This window comes from Streptomyces sp. NPDC051576, assembly GCF_040681835.1.
Taxonomy (GTDB): Bacteria; Actinomycetota; Actinomycetes; order Streptomycetales; family Streptomycetaceae; genus Streptomyces.
Genome location: NZ_JBFAZO010000002.1, coordinates 385,433 through 406,120 on the forward strand (window position 1 = coordinate 385,433; position 20,688 = coordinate 406,120).

General features: G+C 70.1%; 17 protein-coding genes. 14 read left to right on the top strand and 3 right to left on the bottom strand.

What is annotated here, in order from left to right; genetic code table 11:
* Positions 1-45 precede the first annotated feature (45 nt).
* The 7 genes from AB0M63_RS07660 to AB0M63_RS07690 all read left to right on the top strand — a co-directional run bounded on the left by AB0M63_RS07660 (position 46) and on the right by AB0M63_RS07690 (position 7,758).
* Complete coding sequence (locus AB0M63_RS07660) at positions 46-1,137, top strand: LacI family DNA-binding transcriptional regulator (RefSeq protein ID WP_355924748.1); 1,092 nt, start codon at positions 46-48, stop codon at positions 1,135-1,137.
* A gap of 178 nt (positions 1,138-1,315) precedes the next feature.
* A complete protein-coding gene (locus tag AB0M63_RS07665) occupies positions 1,316-2,653 on the top strand; it encodes an extracellular solute-binding protein (RefSeq protein WP_358849568.1) in 1,338 nt (445 codons plus the stop codon).
* 11 nt (positions 2,654-2,664) lie between these two features.
* The gene (locus tag AB0M63_RS07670) at positions 2,665-3,549 is read left to right on the top strand and encodes a sugar ABC transporter permease (RefSeq protein WP_355925038.1); all 885 of its coding nucleotides are present in this window, start codon (positions 2,665-2,667) and stop codon (positions 3,547-3,549) included.
* Positions 3,549-4,454 (top strand): carbohydrate ABC transporter permease, encoded by a 906-nt coding sequence (locus AB0M63_RS07675; protein WP_355925035.1) that lies wholly within the window; start codon positions 3,549-3,551, stop codon positions 4,452-4,454. The genes AB0M63_RS07670 and AB0M63_RS07675 overlap by 1 nt, the downstream gene beginning before the upstream one ends.
* Positions 4,451-6,046, top strand: coding sequence for a family 43 glycosylhydrolase (locus tag AB0M63_RS07680; protein ID WP_366018767.1), 1,596 nt, complete (start codon positions 4,451-4,453; stop codon positions 6,044-6,046). Before AB0M63_RS07675 ends, AB0M63_RS07680 begins: the two co-directional genes overlap by 4 nt.
* Before the next feature lie 179 nt (positions 6,047-6,225).
* The gene (locus tag AB0M63_RS07685) at positions 6,226-7,284 is read left to right on the top strand and encodes a substrate-binding domain-containing protein (RefSeq protein ID WP_355925030.1); all 1,059 of its coding nucleotides are present in this window, start codon (positions 6,226-6,228) and stop codon (positions 7,282-7,284) included.
* A 9-nt stretch (positions 7,285-7,293) separates the two neighbouring features.
* On the top strand, positions 7,294-7,758 hold the full coding sequence (locus AB0M63_RS07690) for a hypothetical protein (RefSeq protein WP_366018768.1): 465 nt from the start codon (positions 7,294-7,296) through the stop codon (positions 7,756-7,758).
* On the opposite strand, the gene AB0M63_RS07695 is transcribed toward AB0M63_RS07690, so the two are convergent.
* Positions 7,733-8,389 carry a ThuA domain-containing protein gene (locus AB0M63_RS07695; RefSeq protein ID WP_366018769.1) on the bottom strand — a complete coding sequence of 219 codons (657 nt, stop codon included), beginning with the start codon at positions 8,387-8,389 and terminating at the stop codon, positions 7,733-7,735. The genes AB0M63_RS07690 and AB0M63_RS07695 overlap by 26 nt on opposite strands.
* Positions 8,390-8,493: 104 nt before the next feature.
* Here AB0M63_RS07695 and AB0M63_RS07700 point away from each other — a divergent pair, with 104 nt between their 5' ends.
* Positions 8,494-8,901 (top strand): VOC family protein, encoded by a 408-nt coding sequence (locus AB0M63_RS07700; protein ID WP_355925023.1) that lies wholly within the window; start codon positions 8,494-8,496, stop codon positions 8,899-8,901.
* On the opposite strand, the gene AB0M63_RS07705 is transcribed toward AB0M63_RS07700, so the two are convergent.
* Complete coding sequence (locus AB0M63_RS07705; RefSeq protein ID WP_366018770.1) at positions 8,881-9,567, bottom strand: helix-turn-helix domain-containing protein; 687 nt, start codon at positions 9,565-9,567, stop codon at positions 8,881-8,883. The genes AB0M63_RS07700 and AB0M63_RS07705 overlap by 21 nt on opposite strands.
* Positions 9,568-9,630: 63 nt before the next feature.
* A complete protein-coding gene (locus tag AB0M63_RS07710; protein ID WP_355925019.1) occupies positions 9,631-10,791 on the bottom strand; it encodes a YihY/virulence factor BrkB family protein in 1,161 nt (386 codons plus the stop codon).
* A gap of 491 nt (positions 10,792-11,282) precedes the next feature.
* On the opposite strand from AB0M63_RS07710, the gene AB0M63_RS07715 reads away from it, so the two are divergent.
* The 6 genes from AB0M63_RS07715 (at position 11,283) to AB0M63_RS07740 (ending at position 20,666) form a co-directional block, all read left to right on the top strand.
* Positions 11,283-13,733, top strand: coding sequence for a Pls/PosA family non-ribosomal peptide synthetase (locus AB0M63_RS07715; RefSeq protein WP_366018771.1), 2,451 nt, complete (start codon positions 11,283-11,285; stop codon positions 13,731-13,733).
* Positions 13,734-13,785: 52 nt separating this feature from the next.
* On the top strand, positions 13,786-15,870 hold the full coding sequence (locus tag AB0M63_RS07720) for a non-ribosomal peptide synthetase (RefSeq protein WP_366018772.1): 2,085 nt from the start codon (positions 13,786-13,788) through the stop codon (positions 15,868-15,870).
* A 54-nt stretch (positions 15,871-15,924) separates the two neighbouring features.
* A complete protein-coding gene (locus tag AB0M63_RS07725; RefSeq protein ID WP_366018773.1) occupies positions 15,925-16,929 on the top strand; it encodes a TauD/TfdA family dioxygenase in 1,005 nt (334 codons plus the stop codon).
* Positions 16,926-17,954 carry a 2,3-diaminopropionate biosynthesis protein SbnB gene (sbnB, locus tag AB0M63_RS07730; RefSeq protein WP_366018774.1) on the top strand — a complete coding sequence of 343 codons (1,029 nt, stop codon included), beginning with the start codon at positions 16,926-16,928 and terminating at the stop codon, positions 17,952-17,954. Before AB0M63_RS07725 ends, sbnB begins: the two co-directional genes overlap by 4 nt.
* Before the next feature lie 33 nt (positions 17,955-17,987).
* Positions 17,988-18,962, top strand: a complete 975-nt coding sequence (gene sbnA, locus AB0M63_RS07735) for a 2,3-diaminopropionate biosynthesis protein SbnA (RefSeq protein WP_355925009.1) — start codon at positions 17,988-17,990, stop codon at positions 18,960-18,962.
* Between the two features lie 69 nt (positions 18,963-19,031).
* Entirely contained in the window at positions 19,032-20,666 is a 1,635-nt protein-coding gene (locus tag AB0M63_RS07740; protein WP_355925007.1) for an acyl-CoA dehydrogenase family protein, read from the top strand.
* Positions 20,667-20,688: the final 22 nt, after the last annotated feature.

Below are 20,688 nucleotides of genomic sequence, written 5' to 3' on the forward strand. Positions count from 1 at the left end.
CTCGCGCGCCGGTCGGCACGTCATCAGGGTGAAGGAGTCGCTACGGTGAGTCAGCGCAGGACGTCGGGCGACACCGGCCGGGCGACGATCCGGGACGTGGCGGAGCGCGCCGGGGTCTCCGTCGCGAGCGTCTCGCGGGTGCTGTCCGGCAACTACCCGGTGTCGGAGGAGCTGCGCCGCCGGGTGATGAAGGTGGTCGGCGACCTGGACTACGTCACCAACGCGCACGCCCGTTCACTGGCCGGCGGGGGCACGCCCACGGTGGCGATCCTCATCAACAACATCACCGGCGCGGCCTTCGCCCACGTGGCCAAGGGAGTCGAGGGCGCGGCCACGCTGCGCGGCTGGCTCTCCCTGGTCGGCACGACCGGCGACGACCCGGAGCGCGAGCTGGCGCTGGTCAACCTCATGCGCCAACAGGGCGTCGCCGCGGTGGTGTTGCTGGGCGGGGCGTACGACGTGGACGAGTACCAACTGCGCATGGCCCGCTTCGCCCGCTCCCTCGACGCGGCCGGCTCGCACCTCGTGCTCGTGGGCCGCCCGCCGCTGGAGGACGACGTCCCGGCGACGACGGTCGACTACGACAACGAGGGCGGCGCCTACGCCATGGCCAGCCACCTCCTCTCGGCCGGCCACCGCCATGTGCTGGTACTGCCGGGGCACGCCGGACTCACCACCGCCCAGGGCCGGTTGACGGGGGCGCGGCGGGCGTTCGAGGCGTACGGCGTGCCGTTCTCGCAGGGGCTGGTGCTGCACGGGCCGTACGACTACGAGCACGGGTACGAGGCGGTGGAGGACACCCTGCGGAAGGGGCTGGCCTTCACCGCGGTGCTGGCGGGGACCGACGTGGTCGCCGCGGGCGCCATGCAGGCGTTGCGGGCGGCGGGCCTGAGGGTGCCCGAGGACGTGTCGATCGTCGGCTACGACGACATCCCGCTGGCCTCCCAGCTCACCCCCCAGCTCACCACCGTGCACGTCCCGTACGAGGAGATGGGCCGGGTCGCGCTGCGCGCGGTGGCGGACCGGCGCGAGGGCGGCGGCACGGGCCGGCGCAGGGGAAGCGACGGCGACCATCTGGTCCTGGGCACGCATGTCGTCGTACGGAACTCGGTACGACCGCCCGCGCACCGCGGCTGAAGTCCCCCGCGAAACCCGCCGTTACGTAACCGGTTTCTCTTCAAGTCCCCAGGCCAGACAGGGTCTGTTTAGCGCGATCGAAACAAGTCGCTGCACACCCCTTGCTCCCGGTGGGGGCCGATGCCTACCTTCACAGCAACCGGTTTCTACCTCTTCTCTTCCGAAGGAACACGGCCTGATGAACTTCACCAGCTCCCGGAGAAGGTTCGCTCGTGCAGCCGTCGCGGGTCTCGCACTGACCGGTCTGCTCTCCGCCTGCGGCGGATCCGGTTCAGGGGACTCCGACTCCAAGTCCTCGGGCCCGGTCACCCTCCCCTTCTGGGGCTGGGCCAACGGGCAGGACCTGGTCGTGAAGGCGTTCAACGCCTCCCACAAGGACATCAAGCTCAAGTACACCAAGGTCACCGACCAGTTGACGATGCAGAAGCAGCTCACCAACGCGGTCAAGGCCGGCAACGCTCCCTGCCTGGTGCAGAACACGGCGGAGTACGTGACCACCTGGGTCTCGCAGGGCGCGCTCGCCGACATCTCGCAGTACGTCTCGGCCGACAAGGCCAAGTTCAACGCCGGCTCCTGGGCCAGTGCGCAGGTGCAGGGCAAGTCCTATGGCGTGCCGACCAGTTCGGCCCCCGCGTTCACGATCTACCGCACGGACGTCTTCCAGAAGTACGGCCTCAAGGCGCCGACGACCTGGGACGAGTTCGTCGCCGCGGGCAAGGTGCTGAAGAAGCACGGCATCAAGATCACCAACTTCGCCGGTGAGGACCCCAGCACCCTGGAGACCCTCGCCATGCAGGCCGGAGCCCACTGGTACGCCATCGACGGCAACTCCTGGAAGGTGGACTTCCAGGACGCGGGCAGCCTGAAGGCGGCCCAGCTGATCCAGGACATCATCGACAACGACCTCAACTCCAAGCTGTCGTTCGCGGACTACGCGGCCGTGCAGCGCAACTACGACAACGGCGGCACCGCGACCCGGCAGATCTCCACCTGGCAGATGGCGGGCATGGTGCAGAACTTCACCAAGTCCGACGGCAAGTGGGCGCTGGCGCCCTGGCCGACGTTCGCGGGCGAGGCCGCCAAGACGCCCGCCGGGACCAACCAGAGCGGTGGCGTCACCCTGGTGACCAAGCAGTGCACGCACCAACAGCAGGCCGCCGAGGCCGCGTTGTGGATGTCGACCGACACCGGTGCGGTGAAGACGATGGCGAGCCCGACCACCGGCAACGGTGTGATGCCGGCGCTGGCCGACAGCGGCGCGTACGTCGACGAGGCGATCTCCGACAAGCTGCTCGGCACCAACTACGAGCCCGCGAAGAAGATCGTCACCGACAGCCTGAACACCGTGACCTCGGACTGGGTGTTCGGCCCGGACTGGACCGCGATGTTCACCGAGTTGCAGACCGGCTGGGCGAAGGTGATGAACAAGCAGGAGAAGGTCACCGATCTGCTGGCCCACATGCAGGAGTGGACGGTCAAGGACCTGAAGTCCCGCGGTATCAGCGTCAAGGGCTGAGGCAGCCACCGATGATTCGCTCCCAGCGCTGGAAGGGTGCCGCGTTCACGGTGCCCTTCCAGCTCGGTTTCGTGTTCCTGTACCTGATACCGATCGGGTACGCCGTCTACGAGTCGCTGTTCGTGGAGCACCAGTCCGGGCTCGGGCTCGGCGGCTCCACACAGAAGTTCTCCGGTTTCGACAACTATCGACAGGGCCTGACCGACTCGGCGTTCATGAACTCGGTCCTGCGCGTGGTGCTGTTCGCCTGTGTGCAGATCCCGGTGATGCTGCTGGTCAGCCTGCTGCTGGCGCTGTTCCTTGACGCGCTGTCCTCGAAGGTCGCGGGCCGGTTCCGGATCCTGCTCCTTGTGCCGTACATGATCCCCGGGGTGGTCGCGGCGATCGTGTGGATCAACCTGTACAGCCCGGACGTCGGTCCGCTGACACCGCTGGGCAAGGTGTTCGGGCTGTCCTGGAACTTCTTCGCGCCCTCGATGGTGTGGCCGTCCATCGGCAACCTGCTGACCTGGCACGGCATCGGCTACAACATGGTCATCATCTACTCGGCGCTCCAGGGCGTGCCCCGCGACCTCTTCGAGGCGGCCCGCCTCGACGGCGCCTCCGAGTTCCGGGTCGCGCTCAGCATCAAGATCCCTTACGTACGAGGGGCGTTGGTTCTGACCGGGATGCTCTCGATCATCCAGATGCTGCAGATCTTCAACGAGCCGGCGCTGTTCCGCAACGTCACCCCGCAGACGGTGGACGACAGCTTCACCCCGATCATGATCATCTACAACCAGGCGTTCAACGCGGGCAACTACCACTACGCCGCCGCCCTTTCGGTCCTGCTCGCCCTCATCCTCGGCCTCGCCTCCTTCCTCTTCTACCGGCTCACCGCGAAGGAGGCCGACTGATGACGGTCGTCGAAGAACGCCGGAACACATCCCAGGTCCGCCGCCTCAACAAGCCCGATCCGACGGCCCGTTCACGCGGCGGCCAGCGTTTCCTGCTCGTCGGACTGGTCCTGGCCAGCGCCTACAGCCTGTTCCCGGTGTGGTGGCTGATCGTCGCCGCCACCAAGAACCGCACGGGGCTGTACCAGAGCAACGGCCTCTGGTTCTCCGGCATGCACCTGTGGGAGAACCTGCGGCAGGTCTTCACCTACGAGCACGGCATCTTCCTGCGCTGGACCGCCAACTCGTTCCTCTACGCCGGCGTCGGCTCGCTCGGCGGCACACTCATCGCGCTCGCCACGGGCTACGGCCTCGCCCGCTTCGAATTCCCGGGCCGCAGCGCGGTGTTCGCGTGCGTGGTGGGCTCGTTCCTGATCCCGATCGCGCTGCTCACGCTCCCGCTGTACCTGATGTTCTCGAAGATCGGCCTGGTCGACACCCCCTGGGCGATGCTGATCCCCTGTCTGATCAACCCGTTCAGCGTCTACCTCGCCAAGGTCTACACCGAGGCCACGGTCCCCTTCGAACTCCTGGAGGCGGCCCGTCTCGACGGCGCGGGCGAGCTGCGGATCTTCTTCAGCATCGTGCTGCGGATGATGGTCACCGGCGGGGCGACCGTGTTCCTGCTCGCGTTCGTGAACACCTGGAACGCCTTCTTCCTGCCGCTCACGGTCCTGCGCGGCGAGGACAACTGGACCCTCAACATCGGCCTCTACAACTGGTCCGGCAAACGCCTGGAGTCGGGCGTCGACCTCACCAGCCTGGTCCTGACCGGTGCGCTGCTGTCGATCGTGCCGATGGCCGTGATGATGGTGGCGATGCGGCGGTACTGGCGTACCGGAGTGACGCTGGGAGCCCTCAAGTGACCCTGCTGCACAACCCCGTTGTGCGTGGTTTCGCCCCGGACCCCTCGATGGTCCGGGCCGGTGACTGGTACTACGTGGCGACCAGTTCCTTCGAGTGGTTCCCCACGATCCCGATCCACCGCTCGCGGGATCTCGCGCACTGGGAGTACGCGGGCCATGTCCGGGGCGCGGTCCCCGGCGACTCCCTCGCCGGGGTCCCCGACTCGGGGGGCGTCTGGGCTCCCTCGCTGAGCTGGGACGGCGAGCGGTTCTGGATGACGTACTCGATCGTCCGCTCGGTCGGCACACCGTACTTCGACCTGGACACCTATGTGACGACTGCGACGGACGTGGCCGGGAAGTGGACGGCCCCGCGGCGGGTGGCGAGCCACGGTTTCGACCCGGCGCTGTTCCACGACGAGGGCCGGCTGTGGCTGCTCAACCTCCAGAGCGACCATCGGCCCGGCGGCCGGCGCTTCGCGGGGATCGTCGCGACCGAACTGGACCGCGACACACTCTCCCCGGTCGGCGGGACCCATCTGCTCCTCCAGCACGAACGGCTCGTCGAGGGACCGAAGTTGGTGCGGCGGGGCGGCTGGTACTACCTGCTCCTCGCGGAGGGCGGCACGGGGTTCGAGCACGGCGTGCTGATGGCGCGCGGCCGTACGGTCACCGGCCCCTACGAACTCGACGACCGCCCTCTGCTGACCTCCCGGGACGATCCGTCGCTGCCGTTGCAGAAGGCGGGCCACGGTGAGCTGGTCGAACTGCCGGGCGGTGACTGGGTGTTGAGCCATCTGGCGGCGCGCCCTGTCCCGACTCCCGACGGACCGCGCTGCCCCCTGGGCCGGGAGACGGCGATCCAGGCCGTGGTCTGGGACGCGGACGGCTGGCCGAGGCTGCGGGACGGGGGCCGGCACCCGGCGGTGGAGGTCACCGTACCGACACTCCCCGCAGCCCCGCCTGATCAAGTCCCCCACCCCGACGAGCCGTTGGGATGGCCGTGGAGCAGTCCGCGAGCGTACCCGGACCCGTCCTGGGCCGACGCCACCACCCGCCCCGGCTGGATCCGGCTGCGCGGGCGGCACGGGCCGGAGTCGCGGTGGGCGCACAGTCTGCTCGCCCGGCGGATCACGGAGCATCGCGCGGAGGCCGAAGTGACGGTCGACGCAAGCCCGTCGACGTTCACGCAGGCGGCGGGGCTGGTGCTCTGGTACGGCGCCGAGGCGTATCTGAGCCTGCACCTGACATGGGCGGAGCCCGAGGGCGAGGAGCAGTGCGGGCAGCAGTGGCGGGGTGGTGGCCGTACGGTGCTGAGTCTGGTGGAGCGGGACGAGGACAGCACCCGGCAAGTGGCCGTCGTCGAGGTCGACATGGGTGCTCCGGTGACGTTGGGGGTGACGGTCGAGGGGGCGGACGCGCGGTTCTGGTGTCTGCGGGAGGACGTGCGGACGCCGGTCGGGCCCGTGCTGGACTTCAGCCGGCTCTCCGACGACCACGGGTCGCGACTGCGGTTCACCGGTGCGATGGCGGGCATCCACGCCTGGGACCTCGTCGATGCCGGGTTCACCGCCGATTTCACCCGCTTCCGCCTCGACTGCCCACCCGGTTGACCTGTTCGGGGTTTCGAAAGATCAGGTGCGTTCCATCACGTGAATTCCCTGCTCTTCCCGCCGTGTTGACGCGCACCTATCGTAGGAAGCGCTTTCTGGACGGCTGCTGGTCGAGCCGTGCAAGCAGCACTGGTCGAAACTTTCGATGGCCCTCGGGCGGGCTGGAGAGGTGGTACCCGATGGTCCGTACGGGGAGCGCGAGCGTGACGGCGGGGCCGACCCTTGCGGTCGTGGCCCGCGAGGCGGGGGTGTCCGTGCCGACGGCGTCCAAGGTGGTCAACGGGCGGGAGGACGTGGCGCCGGAGACGCGACGACGGGTGACGGAGGCGCTCGAGCGGCTCGGGTATGTGCGCAGACCCCGGTTCGACGCGAACAAGGCGCCGGGGCTTGTGGACCTGGTCGTGCACTCCTTGGAGAGTTCCTGGTCCGGGGCGGTGCTGCACGGGGTGGAGGAGGCGGCGTACGAGGCCGGTCTTGAGGTGGTGGTCTCGGCCGGGCTGACCCGGACGCGGGCCGACCGGCCGGAGCGGGGCTGGCTGGACAAGCTGGTCGCCCGGGGGTCGTCCGGAGTCCTGTTCAACCTGGCGGAGTTGACGCCCTCGCAGTACGCCTGGCTGGAGCAGCACCGCATCCCGTTCGTGATGATCGACCCGGTGCACGAGCCGCCGCCGGGCGTCGTGTCGGTCGGCGCGGCCAACTGGCAGGGCGGGGTGACGGCGACCGAGCATCTGCTGGCGCTGGGCCACAGGCGCATCGCCGTGATCGCCGGCCATCGGCACAAGATGTGCAGCAGCGCGCGCGTCTCCGGCTACCGTTCCGCGCTCTCCGCCGCCGGGGTGCGCGGGCGCCCCGAGTACATCCGGCACGGCGGCTTCGACCGGACCATGGCCCGCACCCGGATGCGCGAACTCCTCGACCTGTCCGAACCGCCCACGGCGGTCTTCGTCTGCTCCGACCAGATGGCGCTCGGTGTCTACGAGGCCCTGGCGGAACGGCGGTTGAGCGTCCCGGACGACATCAGCGTGGTCGGCTTCGACGACCTGCCCGAGGCCCGCTGGGTGACTCCGGCCCTGACCACGGTCCGCCAGCCCCTGTCGGAGATGGCCGCCACGGCACTGCGCCTGCTGCTCCGGCTGATGGACGGCGACCGGCCGGAGGGCACCCGGACGGAGTTGTCGACGCGGCTGGTGGAACGGGCGAGTACCGGGGCGCCGCCGGGCGGGGCCGCCGGCCGATAGCCTGCCGACATGGCCAGGGTATGGAGTGTGGAGCAGTTGATCGCGGACGGCTTCGAGCCCACGTACGTGGACTTGGAGTGGCACGACGGGCCGCGCAAGGGGCTCGCTCTCGTCGACGGTGTCCCGCACTACTACGAGGGCCGTGAGTACGACCCCAGGGACGAGGCCGATGAGTACCTCGTGTGGCCCGCGAGCGAGGCCGCGGTGGCGATGGAGCGCGAGCAGTGGGCGATCTACGTCAGGTACGAGGTCTCCGATGCCGGCAGGGAGGAGCATCCGGCGAACGGAGGGGTCGACGCCCGCTTCGACGAACTGCGTTCGCTCCTCGCGCCGCACCGTCGGGCACCGGACGGTGCTCGACGGCTCGTGGGTGAGGTGCGCTTCGACGACGGGGACGACCGCTACCGGCCCGACGGGGTCGACCACTGGTTCCGGTGGCGACCGGCCCCTAGGCCGACCCCGCCGCCCAGTTGATCCCGCCCAGCAGATGCGCCCGGAAGTCCGGGTCCTCGTAGGCCTCCGAGGCGTGGCCGAGGGCCGTGTAGAAGACGCGGCCGGTGCCCTTCTCGTGGCACCACGCCAGGGGGTGGTCGGCGCCCATCCGGCCGCCCTCGTAGGAGGATTCGTCGGCGGAGACGAGGACCCGTACCGAACTCCGCGGGTTGGTGCGGAAGTCGTACCACTCGTCCGTGAACCGCCATACGGCGGGCAGGTGTCGGGTGGCCGAGTGGGTGCGGTCCTCGACCAGCGCCTTGCCGGGCTGGTAGGCGGGGTGCTGGGCGAAGCGGGCGCCCAGGAGGTCGCCGTAGTACGGCCAGTCGTACTCCGTGCAGGCCGCCGCGTGGACGCCGACGAAGCCGCCGCCCGACTCGACGTAGGAGGCGAGGTGTTCGCGGCCCGCCGGGGTGAGCACCTCGCCGCTGGTGGAGAGGAAGACGACGGCCGCGTAGCCGTCCAGGGGGCGCTCGAAGGCTGCCGGGTCCTCGGTGGCGGTCACCTCGAAGGGGCCGAGGGTGCGCAGCGCGGTCACCGCGGCAGGGATGGAGTCGTGGCGGAAACCGGTTGTGCGCGTGTACGCGAGGAGACGGGGTGCGGCAGCGGGCATACGGAGAAGCCTAGTTCACAGGTCAACGCGCTCTGCGTCGCCTCGGACCTGCGGTGTCCGATTCGTTCAAGACCGGCCGCCCGGTCCCTGCCTACGGTGGCCCCATGACTCCACGATTCGACGCGATCGGCCTGGTCGTCTCCGACATGGCCGCCTCTGTCGCCTTCTACCGTCGGCTCGGTTTCGGGTTCCCCGAGGGTGCCGAGGACCAGCCGCACAGCGAGGCCCGACTACCGGGCGGGGTAAGGCTGTTGCTGGACACGGAAGACACCGTCCGCTCGTTCCACGCGGGTTGGCGGCCGGCCACCGGTGGCAGCGGCCGGGCCGGACTCGCCCTGCTCTGCGACGACCCCGCCGAAGTCGACCGGGTCTACGGCGAGTTGACCGGCGCCGGGCACCACGGCGAACTCAAGCCGTGGGACGCCTTCTGGGGCCAGCGGTACGCCGTCGTGCACGACCCCGACGGCAACGGCGTGGACCTCTTCGCCCCGCTAGCCGGACCGGCCGAGTAGTTCACCCAGCGGCATCCCGGCCAACTCCTTGACGTCCCGGGCGAGATGGGCCTGGTCCGCGTAACCGGACCGGGCCGCCGTCTCCGCGAACGGCACCCCTGCGCGGGCCAGGGCGAGGGCGCGTTGCAGGCGCAGCACCCGGGCCAGTGTCTTGGGGCCGTAGCCGAAGGCGGTCAGTGAGCGGCGGTGCAACTGGCGGGCGCCGAGGCCGAGTTCGTCGGCGGTGGCGGCCACGGGTCGGCCGTTGTCCAGGGCGGCCACGAGGTGTCGTAGGAGTGGGTCGGGTGCGGCTGTGCGGGCCGCGCGGTCCAGCGCCAGTTCCTCCAGCGCCCTCGCCGGGTCGGGGGAGCTGTCGACGCGGGCCCGCAGGTCGCGTACGAGCGCGGCGGGCCAGAGGTCGGCCAGGTCCACGCGGCGGTCCCGGAGCTCGTGGGCGGGTACGCCAAGGAAAGCGGGCGCTGTGCCGGGGAAGAAACGGATGCCGGCCCAGTGTGCGGGCGCGCCTCCGGCGACATAGGCGTGTGTGTCGGGGCCGGCGACCAGCAGACGGCCCTCGTTCCACAGCAGGTCCATGCAGCCGTCGGGCAGGACGGTGGCCGTGCGAGCCCCTACCGTCCGGCTCCACACCACCGCGCCCGGCAGCCGCGATGCCCTCTCCACGTACACGCTCACCAGGCTACGGCGACCGGTGCTCCTGCGGGCTCACGGCGTGGAAGGTGCGGCGGAGCCTCACTTCTCCGGTGGTGGGGTGTGCCCCGCGGGCTTGTGGGTGCTCTTGGCGTGGGTGCGGAGGCGGGAGGTGACGTCCTCCGGGGGCAGGAAGCGAGACCAGCGTTCCGGGAACTCGGAGGGCATGTCGGGGTCGTCGGGGTCCTCGTCGTCCTCGTCGTGGGAGCGGGCGGCGGCCATCCTGGCGACGTACTCGGCGGCCTGCTCCTCCTGCCGGCGTTCGTTGGCGGCGCGGGCGGCGGCGGTCGCGGCGGCCGGCCAGACCCGGTCGATGGCCGCGTTGACGGCGGCCCCGACGAGGACCGCGAACGCGGAGACGCCGATCCACAGCAGGACGGCGACGGGCGCGGCGAGGGAACCGTAGATGGTGGGGCCCTCGACCGTGCCGGTGAGGTAGATGCGCAGCAGGTAGCTGCCGAGGACCCACATGGCGAGGGCGACCAGGGCGCCGGGCACGTCCTCGATCCACGGGGAGCGGACGGGGACGGAGACGTGGTACAGCGTCGTCAGGAAGACGACGGACAGGACGATGACAACCGGCCAGTACAGGACCTGTACGAGCGTCTCCGACCACGGCACCACGTTCACCACGGCGTCGGGCCCGGCCACCATCAGGGGCAGCGCGATCGAGCCGATCAGCAGGCCCGCGATGAACAGGGCGAAGGACACGATCCGGGTCTTGACGATGCCGCGTACGCCGTCGAGGCCGTACATGACGGTGATCGTGTCGATGAAGACGTTCACCGCGCGGGAACCCGACCACAGGGCGAACAGGAAGCCGATGGAGATGACGTCGGGCCGGCCGCCCTTCATGACGTCGTGCAGGATCGGCTGGGCGATCTCGTGCACGCCCTTGTCGGACAGGACGGTGCGGGACGCCTCCAGGATGTTGTTCTCCAGGCCGGCGATGCTGTCGGCGCCGGTCCAGCTGTCGACGTAGCCGAGCAGGCCGATCAGGCTCAGCAGGAGCGGTGGCACGGACAGCAGCGTGAAGAACGCGGCCTCGGCCGCGAGGCCCAGGATGCGGTACTCCATGCAGGAGTTGACGGTGTCCTTGACCAGCAGCCAGGCGGTCCTGCGCTTGGAGACGTTCCGGTAGAGGGCGCGTGCCCGGTGGAACCGGCTGGAGGGCCGCTCGGGGGTTTCACTTGCTGACTGCACGCCCTAAAGGTATCCGCCGTGCGGGGATGCACTCATCCCGCGGGGGCACCGGCCAGGCAGGACGCCCCCGGGACCGTCATGTCATGCTCGCGCTGGCCGAAACTGTTCGCCCCGGAATTCGAATTGGCATTCGAGATTTTAATGGTTGTTTCGGAGAGTGCGCCGGTGAGGACTTCGCCCGTCAATCCTGATTGACCAACCCCTCACCTGCCGAAGACGAAAAAGCGCCATTGGCCAAAACGACCTTGACCCGTTCCAGAATGTCCAGAAATAATCCGGACTGCATTCGTTGCGCGCGTTGGGACGACGTCAGCGCACACGACTCGGGGGAATCGAAATGGGCCCAGGACCGGGGCCCGTCCATATGGCAACTTCTGTACACAATGCAGAACTCCACTCTCAGACATTCCCATTTACCCCACCCGTTTCGCGTGCCGCTGTATTCGTCTTTGGTAATTCAAAGACAGCGATCAGCACCAGGGAGCCACGTGGTGGGAAAACCCGGCACCGTCACCGAGACCGTCCTCGCAGAGGTCCTGGCCGGTGTCGTACGCAAGGAAGACATACCTCTCGACAGTCACTTCTTCGACGACCTGGGCGCCAACTCGCTGGTGATGGCGCATTTCTGCGCCCGGGTCAGGAAACGCGAAGATCTCCCGTCGGTGTCCATGCGGGACGTCTATGGCCATCCGACGATCCGTAGTCTCGCGGCGGCGATCGCCGAAACGCCCGAGCCTTCCGTGCCGATCGAGGCGGAGGCGCCGCCGGCCGGCAGCACGGCCCGCTATCTGTTGTGCGGGACACTTCAATTCCTCGTTTTCGCGCTGTACTGCGTGCTCGCCGGACTGGCCACCGGACGCGGCTACGAATGGATTTCCGACGGTTCCGGAGTGGCTCAGGTATATCTGCGTTCCGCGATATTCGGCGGCGCGGTGTTCATCGGTGTGTGCACGGTGCCCGTGGTGGCCAAGTGGGTACTCGTCGGCCGCTGGAAGGAGACCGAGTTCCCGGTCTGGGGCCTGGCCTATGTCCGGTTCTGGACGGTCAAGGCGCTGCTGCACGCCAACCCGATGATCCTGTTCACCGGCAACCCGCTGTACGTCCTCTACCTGCGCGCCCTCGGCGCCAGGATCGGCAAGGGCGTCACGATCCTGTCGCACTCCGTGCCGGTCTGCACCGACCTGCTGACCATCGGTGCCGGAACGGTCATTCGCAAGGACTCCTTCTTCCTCTGCTACCAGGCGCACGCCGGCCGCATCCGCACCGGCCGCGTCACGCTCGGCAGCGAGGTGTACGTCGGCGAGAAGACCGTCCTCGACATCGGCACGGTCATGGGCGACGGAGCCCAACTCGGCCACTCCAGCGCGCTGTACGACGGCGCGCACGTCCCGGCGGGCGGGCGCGCGCACGGCTCCCCGGCCCAGCCCACGGACGTCGACTACGTCCGCGTCCCGGCGGCGGACTGCTCCGCACCCCGCCGCTTCGGCTACGGCCTGGCCGCCCTCCTGCAGATGCTGCTGGTCTACGTCCCGCTCGCGCTCGGCGGCACCTACCTGCTGCTGACCGTGGCACCGGCCCTGGACCACCTGCTCGACCCGGACAGGACGGACCTCAACTCGGCCCGGTTCTACGGCGAGGCGCTGGGTCTGTCGCTCACGGCGTTCGTGGGGTTCGTCGTCCTCGGCTTCGCCGCCGTGTCCCTGCTGCCCCGGCTGCTCCGTCCGCTGATCCGCCCCGACCAGGTGTATCCGCTGTACGGCTTCCACTACTCGGTGCAGCGCGCGGTCGCGCGGACGACCAACCTCAAGTTCTTCAAGTGGCTGTGCGGCGACAGCTCGTACATCACCGGCTATCTGCGGGCCATCGGCTACGACCTCGGCGTGGTGGAGCAGACCGGCTCCAACTTCGGTACCGAGGTGCAGCACGAGACGCCGTATCTGGCCACGGTGGGAACGGGCACGATGGTCGCGGACGGTCTGTCGATCGTGAACGCGGACTTCTCCAGTACGTCGTTCCGCCTGTCGCGCACCACCATCGGGCCGCGCAACTTCCTCGGCAACAACATCGCCTACCCCGCCGGCGGCCGCACCGGCGACAACTGCCTGCTCGCCACGAAGGTGATGGTGCCGATCGACGGCGAGGTCCGCGAGGGCGTGGGCCTGCTGGGCTCGCCCTGCTTCGAGATCCCGCGCTCGGTGGAACGCGACAGCCGCTTCGACCATCTGCGCGAGGGCGAGGAGCTCAAGCGCCGGCTGGCCGCGAAGAACCGATCCAACCTGTGCTCGATGGGCCTGTTCCTGTTCGTGCGCTGGCTGCACTGGTTCGTGCTCACCGTGCTCGGCTTCGCCGCCGTCGACCTGTACGGGGGTGAGGGCATCGGCAGCGGACTGGTGATCGGCGCGTCCCTGATGCTCGGGCTCTCCTTCACCGCCGGGTACTACGTGCTGGTGGAGCGCCTGGTGGGCGGATTCCGGCCGCTGGAGCCCAAGTTGTGCTCGATCTACGACCCGTACTTCTGGTGGCACGAGCGGCTGTGGAAGGTGCCGGACACCTATATGCAGGTGTTCAACGGCACGCCGTTCAAGAACCTGATCTGGCGGCTGCTGGGCGTGCGGATCGGCCGCCGGGTCTTCGACGACGGCGCCTACATCACCGAGCGCACCCTCACCTCGATCGGCGACGACTGCACGCTGTCGGCGCACACCAAGGTGCAGTCCCACTCGCAGGAGGACGGCACCTTCAAGTCCGAACACATCACCATCGGCGCGGGCTGCACCCTCGGGGTGGGGGCGCTCGTCCACTACGGCGTGTCGATGGGCGACGGGGCCCAACTCGCCGCCGACTCCTTCCTGATGAAGGGCGAGGAGATGCCGGCGCGGTCGCGGTGGGGCGGCAATCCGGCGGTGGCGCCACGGCGCGCCGGACGGCACATGGCTCCCTGACGGCTCGGGCCGCAGGGGCAAGGAAACAGGGGAAACAGGGGGGAAGAGAAAGATGGAGATCATTCCGCGGTGGACGCTCGCTCCGGAGCCCGGTGTGGCGGAGTACGAGGTGTCCCTGCCCGAAGGGCTGTCGGCCGAGCCCGCAGAACTGAAGATCGCCCACGCCAAGGTGCTGGGCGCGCTCTTCGGCGAACCCGCCGAGGAGGACCCGGCGTTGCGGGTGAGCGTCACCGGCAACGCCCTGCGGCTGCGGTACCGCACCGACGTCCTGGACGCCGAGGCCGCCGCCCGCGTCGCCGGCTACCACATCGCCGCACTCAGCGAGCCGGAGCGGACGAGCCTGCTGTCCGAGGCCGAACTCCGCTTCCAGCTGGAGGAGTTGGCCGGCCCGCACCGCGAGCTGCCCGACCGGCGGGTGCACGAGCTGTTCGAGGAGCGGGTGTCGGCGCACCCGGACGCCGTCGCCGCCGTGCAGGGCGACCGGCAGTGGACCTACCGGGAACTCAACTCCCGGGCGAACCAGCTCGGTCGGGCCCTGCTCTCGCGCGGCCTGACCCGCGAGGGTGTCGTCGCCGTGGTGCTGGAGCGGAACCTGGACTGGATGGCCGCCGTCCTCGCCGTGTTCAAGGCGGGCGGGGTGTATCTGCCCGTCGAGCCGCACTTCCCGGCCGACCGGGTCGCGCGAGTGCTCGATCGCGCCGGGTACGAGGTGGTCCTGACCGAGCGCGGCAGCGACGGCGCGCTGGAGGTGTCCGACCGCACGCTCTACGTCGACGAGGCCTACGCCGAGGGCCACTCGGACGGCGACCTCGGGATCGCGGTCCAGCCCGGTCAGCTCGCCTACATCTACTTCACGTCCGGTTCCACGGGCGAGCCCAAGGGCGCGATGTGCGAGCACGCCGGGTTCCTCAACCACGTGTACGCCAAGCTCGACGACCTGGGGATCGGGGCCGGGCAGGTGGTCGCGCAGACCGCGCCGCAGTGCTTCGACATCTCCCTGTGGCAGTTGGTCTGCGCACCGCTGGTGGGCGGGCGGACACTTCTGGTGGAACAGGACGCGATCCTGGACGTGCCGCGGTTCGTGGACACGATCGAGACCGGGGGCGTCAATGTGCTCCAGGTCGTGCCGTCGTATCTGGAAGCCGTCCTCGCCGAGTTGGACCGACAGCCGCGTGAACTCCCGGACCTGCGCCGTGTGTCCGTCACCGGGGAGGCCGTGAAGAAGGAACTCGTGGAGCGCTGGTTCGCGGCGCGGCCCGGGGTGCGGCTCGTCAACGCCTATGGCCTGACGGAGACTTCGGACGACACCAACCACGAGGTCATGGACCGGGCACCGGACGGGCCCCGCGTCCCGCTCGGCCGGCCGGTCGGCAATGTGCGGGTGTACGTCGTCGACGAGGACCTGGTGCCGGTGCCGCTGGGCGCGCCCGGCGAGATCGTGTTCTCCGGCGTGTGCGTGGGCCGGGGGTACGTCAACGATCCGGAGCGGACAAGGGCGGCGTTCACCGAGGACCCGTACCGGCCCGGTGAGCGGCTGTACCGCAGCGGCGACCACGGGCGCTGGCGGCCGGACGGCAAGCTGGAGTTCCTGGGGCGCCGGGACAGCCAGGTGAAGATCCGCGGCTTCCGTATCGAGATCGGCGAGATCGAGAACGCGCTGCTGCGGGTCGACGGGGTCCGGGACGGGGCGGTGGTCGTCGTCCGCGGGACGCAGTTGGTGGCGTTCTGCACCGGCCCGCGGCCCGTCCAGGCGCGCGCCGTGCGGGCCCGGCTCGCCGAGTCGCTGCCCGCGTACATGGTGCCGTCGGTCGTGCACTGGCGGGCGTCACTGCCGCTGACCGCCAACGGCAAGACCGACCGCAGAACACTCACCGCGCTCGCCGCCGACCTGGACGCGGTCGGCGACGGGCCCGACACGCCGGCCGAGCGCCGGCTGGCGGCGGCCTGGGCGGTGGTGCTGGGCATCCCGGCCGACCGGATCGGCCGCCAGGACCACTTCTTCGACCGCGGCGGCACCTCGCTGGCCGCGGTGAAGCTGGCGGTCGCCCTCGACCGGGCGATCAGCCTCAAGGACGTCACCCGTCACCCGGTCCTCGCGGACCTGGCCGGACTGCTGGACCCGCCGGTCTCCTCCTGACACCGGCCCCACCCCGGTCGAACGCTCGACAGCACCACCGAAAGGAACACCGAGATGTCGCTCTCATCCGCGACCCTTCTCCACGCCGTCACCCTCAGCCCGGACGGTCCGCCGCTGCTGCACGCCGAGGCCGGCGCGGACCCGGTCGGCTGGGCCGCCCGGCACCGCGACGCGCTGCGCGCCGTCGTCGCCGAGCACGGCTGCGTCCTGGTCCGCGGTCTCGGCCTCGCCGACCCGGCCGGCGCCGAGACCGTCTTCCGGCGGCTCACCGACTCCCTGATGGCCGACCGGGAGCCGTTCGCGCCCCGGCGTACGTACGCGGAGGGCGTGTACTCCGCCACCAAGTGGCCGACCGACCAACCGATGTGCCAGCACCACGAGTTGAGCTACGCCCTGGAGTTCCCCGGGCTGCTGCTCTTCGCCTGCCTCGACGCGCCGACGGAGGGCGGGGCCACACCGGTCGCCGACGCCGAGGCGGTGCTCCAGGCGCTGCCCGCGCCGCTGGTGGAGCGGTTCGAGCGGGAGGGCTGGCTGCTGACCCGGACGTACCACGAGGAGATCGGGGCGTCCGTCGCCGAGGTCTTCGGCACCGACGACCGTGCCGTGGTGGAACGCTACTGCCGGGCCCAGGGCATCAAGTTCGCCTGGCAGCGCGACGGTTCGCTGCGCACCCGGCAGCACCGCGCCGCCGTGCTCCGGCACCCGGTGACCGGCCGGCGCTGCTGGTTCAACCAGATCGCCTTCCTGAACGAGTGGACCATGGAGCCCGAAGTGCGCGAGTACCTGATCGACGAATACGGCGCCGACGCGCTGCCCTTCAACACCCGCTTCGGCAACGGCGATCCGGTCGGCGCCGACGTAGTGGCGACGATCAACGAGGCGTACGACGCGCAGGTGAGGCGCGAGCCGTGGCGCTCGGGGGATCTGCTGCTGGTGGACAACATCCGTACCGCGCACGGCCGTGAGGCCTTCGACGGACCGCGCGAGGTGCTCGCGGGGCTCGGCGATCCCGTACGGCTGACCGACTGCGCCCCGACCACCGAGGGGAAGGTCGCATGAGCGTCGACACGCCCTCGTTCTCCGTCATCAGCGGCGAACAGGTCCAACAGGCCCTGACCGGAAGGGAGTCGGAGATCGGCGCCCTCGTGGAGGCCGTGTACCGGCTGCACGGCGCGGGCGAGTCGGTGAACCCGCCGTCGTACTTCCTGCGCTTCCCGGACCGCCCCTCGTCCCGGATCATCGCGCTGCCCGCGTCGCTGGGCGGGCCGCTGCGGGTGGACGGCCTGAAGTGGATCTCCAGTTTCCCGGGGAACACCGGGTCGGGGCTGCCCAGGGCCTCGGCGGTGCTGATCCTGAACGACCCCGACACCGGCTATCCGTACGCCTGCCTGGAGAGTTCGGTGATCAGCGCGACCCGTACGGCGAGTTCGGCGGCCCTGGCGGCCGAGAAGCTCAGCCAGGGCCGGACGCGTCCGCTGCGGGTCGGGTTCGTGGGGACGGGGCTGATCGCCCGCTACATCCACACCCATCTCCGGGCCACCGGCTGGGAGTTCGAGGAGACGGGCGTGTACGACCTGTCCGCGGCCAGCGCGGAGGGGTTCCGGGGCTATCTGGAGCGGTCGGGGGTGCCGGGGCGGGTCACCGTGTACGACAAGACCGAAGGCCTGATCCGCGCCAGCGACCTGATCGTCTTCGCGACGATCGCCGGTACGCCCCATGTGCACGATCCGGCCTGGTTCGACCACCATCCGCTGGTCCTGCACGTGTCGTTGCGGGATCTCGACCCGGCGATCCTGCTCGCGTCCGCCAACTTCGTGGACGACGTCGAGCACTGCCTGAAGGCCGACACCTCGCCGCATCTGGCCGAACAGGCCACCGGGGGGCGGGAGTTCATCGACGGCACGCTGGACGACGTACTGACCGGGCGGGTGAGTGTCCCGGCCGACCGGACGGTGGTGTTCTCGCCCTTCGGTCTCGGGGTGCTCGACCTCGCGGTCGGCAGGTTCGTCCATGACGAAGTGGTTCGACGGGGCGAACTCCGCGTCGTCGACGGGTTCTTCCACGAGCTGCGCCGGTACGGCTGACGGCGATCGTGGCGCACCATGAGGGGGGAAAGCATGTCTGTCATTTCTGATCCCGCGGAGTTCAACGAGGACGACCTCTACGTCGACCTGCGGGCCGCGCTGGAACTGCCGCTCTATCTGAAGTGCGAGGGCTTCAACTTCGCCGGCTCGATCAAGCTGAAGGCCGCCACCGAGATGGTGAACGCGGCCGAGCGGGCCGGCATCCTGCGACCCGGCTCGGTGCTGGTCGAGTCGTCGTCCGGCAACCTGGGGGTGGCGCTGAGCGTGATCGCGGCGAGCCGCGGCTACGGGTTCCTGTGCATCACCGACAGACGCTGCAACGTGCCGACCGTGCAGCTGATGGAGTCGCTCGGCACCCGGGTCCACGTCATCGACCAGCCGGATGTGCACGGCGGGTTCCTGGGCGCGAGGATCGCGTACGTGCGGGCGCTGTGCGCCTCCGACGAGCGGTATGTGTGGCTCAACCAGTACACCAACCAGGGGAATTGGCGGGCGCACTACCGCACCACGGCACCGGCCATCGCCCGCCGGTTCCCGCAGCTCGACGTGCTGTTCGTGGGGGCGGGCACCACGGGGACGCTGATGGGCTGCGCGCGCTGGTTCTGGCAGTGGCGGCGCCGGGTGCGGATCGTCGCGGTGGACGCCGCGGGTTCGGTGACCTTCGGCGGGGAGGCACGGCCCCGGATGATCCCGGGGCTCGGCACCAGCGTGCCGCCGGCCTTCCTCGACACCTCGTACATCGACGACGTGGTCCATGTCGAGGAGCCGGACACCGTGCAGACCTGCCGTCGGCTGGCCGCCCGGGGCTTCCTGTTCGGCGGGTCCACCGGCACGGTCGTCAACGGGGCCGGACAGTGGCTCGCCCGCAACGGCCGGCACGGCACGACCGCGGTGGCGATCGCCCCCGACCTGGGCGAGCGCTATCTGGACACCGTCTACCGCACCGGCTGGCTTGAGGAGGAGGCACCCGAACCCGAGATGCTGGCGGCCATGTCCCGCTCGGCCTGACGTGCGCGGGGGCGGCTGTGTCAGGGTGGAGATCCAGACCACCGCCGTCCCCACGGGTAGGTTCCAGCCATGGCACGCACCACCCACACCGTGACGAACCAGACTCCCCCACTGGTCGGATACGACGTCTTCGCCGCCGACCGCGCCCTGACGGCCGCGGTCGAGCGGCACACGGCCCCCGGACTGCTGGACGAGGTCCGGGGCGAACTCTCCGTCCTGGGTCAGGCAGCCGGCTCGGCCCAGGTACAGGAGTGGGGTGCGCAGGCCAACGACAACCCCCCGGGCCTGCGCACCCACGACCGCTACGGCCGGCGGATCGACGAGGTCGAGTTCCATCCGGCCTGGCACCGGCTGCTCGGCAAGGGCGTGGGGGCGGGCCTGACCTCGGCCTGGAACCGTCCGGCCGGGCATGTGCGCCGGGCCGCCGGGTTCCTGGTCTGGACCCAGGTCGAGGCGGGAAACTGCTGCCCCCTGTCGATGACTCACGCGGCGGTGCCCGCCCTGCGCGCCGACCCCGCGCTGGCCGCCGAGTGGGAGCCCCGGCTGGCCTCCACGGTCTACGACCGTGAGCTGCGGCCCGCCCACCTCAAGGCCGGCGCGGTCTTCGGGATGGGCATGACGGAGAAGCAGGGCGGCAGCGACGTCCGCGCGAACACGACGGCCGCGCACCCGCTCGCCGAGGACGGGACGTACGAGCTGACCGGCCACAAGTGGTTCTGCTCGGCGCCCATGTCCGACGGCTTCCTGGTGCTGGCGCGGGCGCCGGGCGGACTCACCTGCTTCCTGGTGCCGCGGGTGCTGGCGGACGGCACCCGGAACGTTTTCCTCCTCCAGCGGCTCAAGGACAAGCTGGGCAACCGGTCCAACGCCTCCGCCGAGGTCGAGTTCGACGGGACCTGGGCGCGTCGGGTCGGGGACGAGGGGGACGGGGTGCGCACCATCATCGGGATGGTCGCGGCGACCCGGCTCGACTGTGTGCTCGGCTCGGCCGGTCTGATGCGGCAGGCCGTCGCGCAGGCCGCCCATCACGCCGCCCACCGCGAGGCGTTCGGCGGGAAGCTCTTCGACAAGCCCTTGATGCGCAATGTGTTGGCCGATCTCGCCCTGGAGTCGGAGGCGGCCACCACGCTGGCGCTGCGGCTCGCGGCGGCCTACGACGACGGCGGGGAACAGGAGTTGGCGTTCCTCCGTCTCGCGGTACCGGCCGCGAAGTACTGGGTGACCAAGCGCTGTACGCCGGTCACGGTCGAGGCGGCGGAGTGCCTGGGCGGCAACGGATACGTGGAGGAGTCCGGACTGCCGCGCCTGGTGCGGGAGTCACCGCTCAACTCGGTCTGGGAGGGCGCCGGGAACATCCAGGCCCTGGACGTGCTGCGGGCGTTGCGGCGCGAACCGGCGGCGCTGAACGCCTTCCTGGTCGAGGTCGGCCGGGTGCGCGGGGCCGATCACCGGCTGGACGGGGCCATGAAGAACCTGCTCACCGAATTCGCCGACCTGGAGGGCATCGAGGGCCGCGCCCGGCGCCTGGCCGAACGGATGGCGCTGGTGCTCCAGGGCGCGCTGCTCGTCCAGCACGCGCCCCCGGCGGTCGCCGACGCGTTCTGCGCCTCCCGGCTGGGCGGCGACTGGGGCGCCGCCTTCGGCACCCTGCCGCCGAGCCTGGACCTGACGTCGATCGCGGAGCGGGCTCGCCCGGCGCTCTGAACTCCGGCGCAACGCGAGGGTG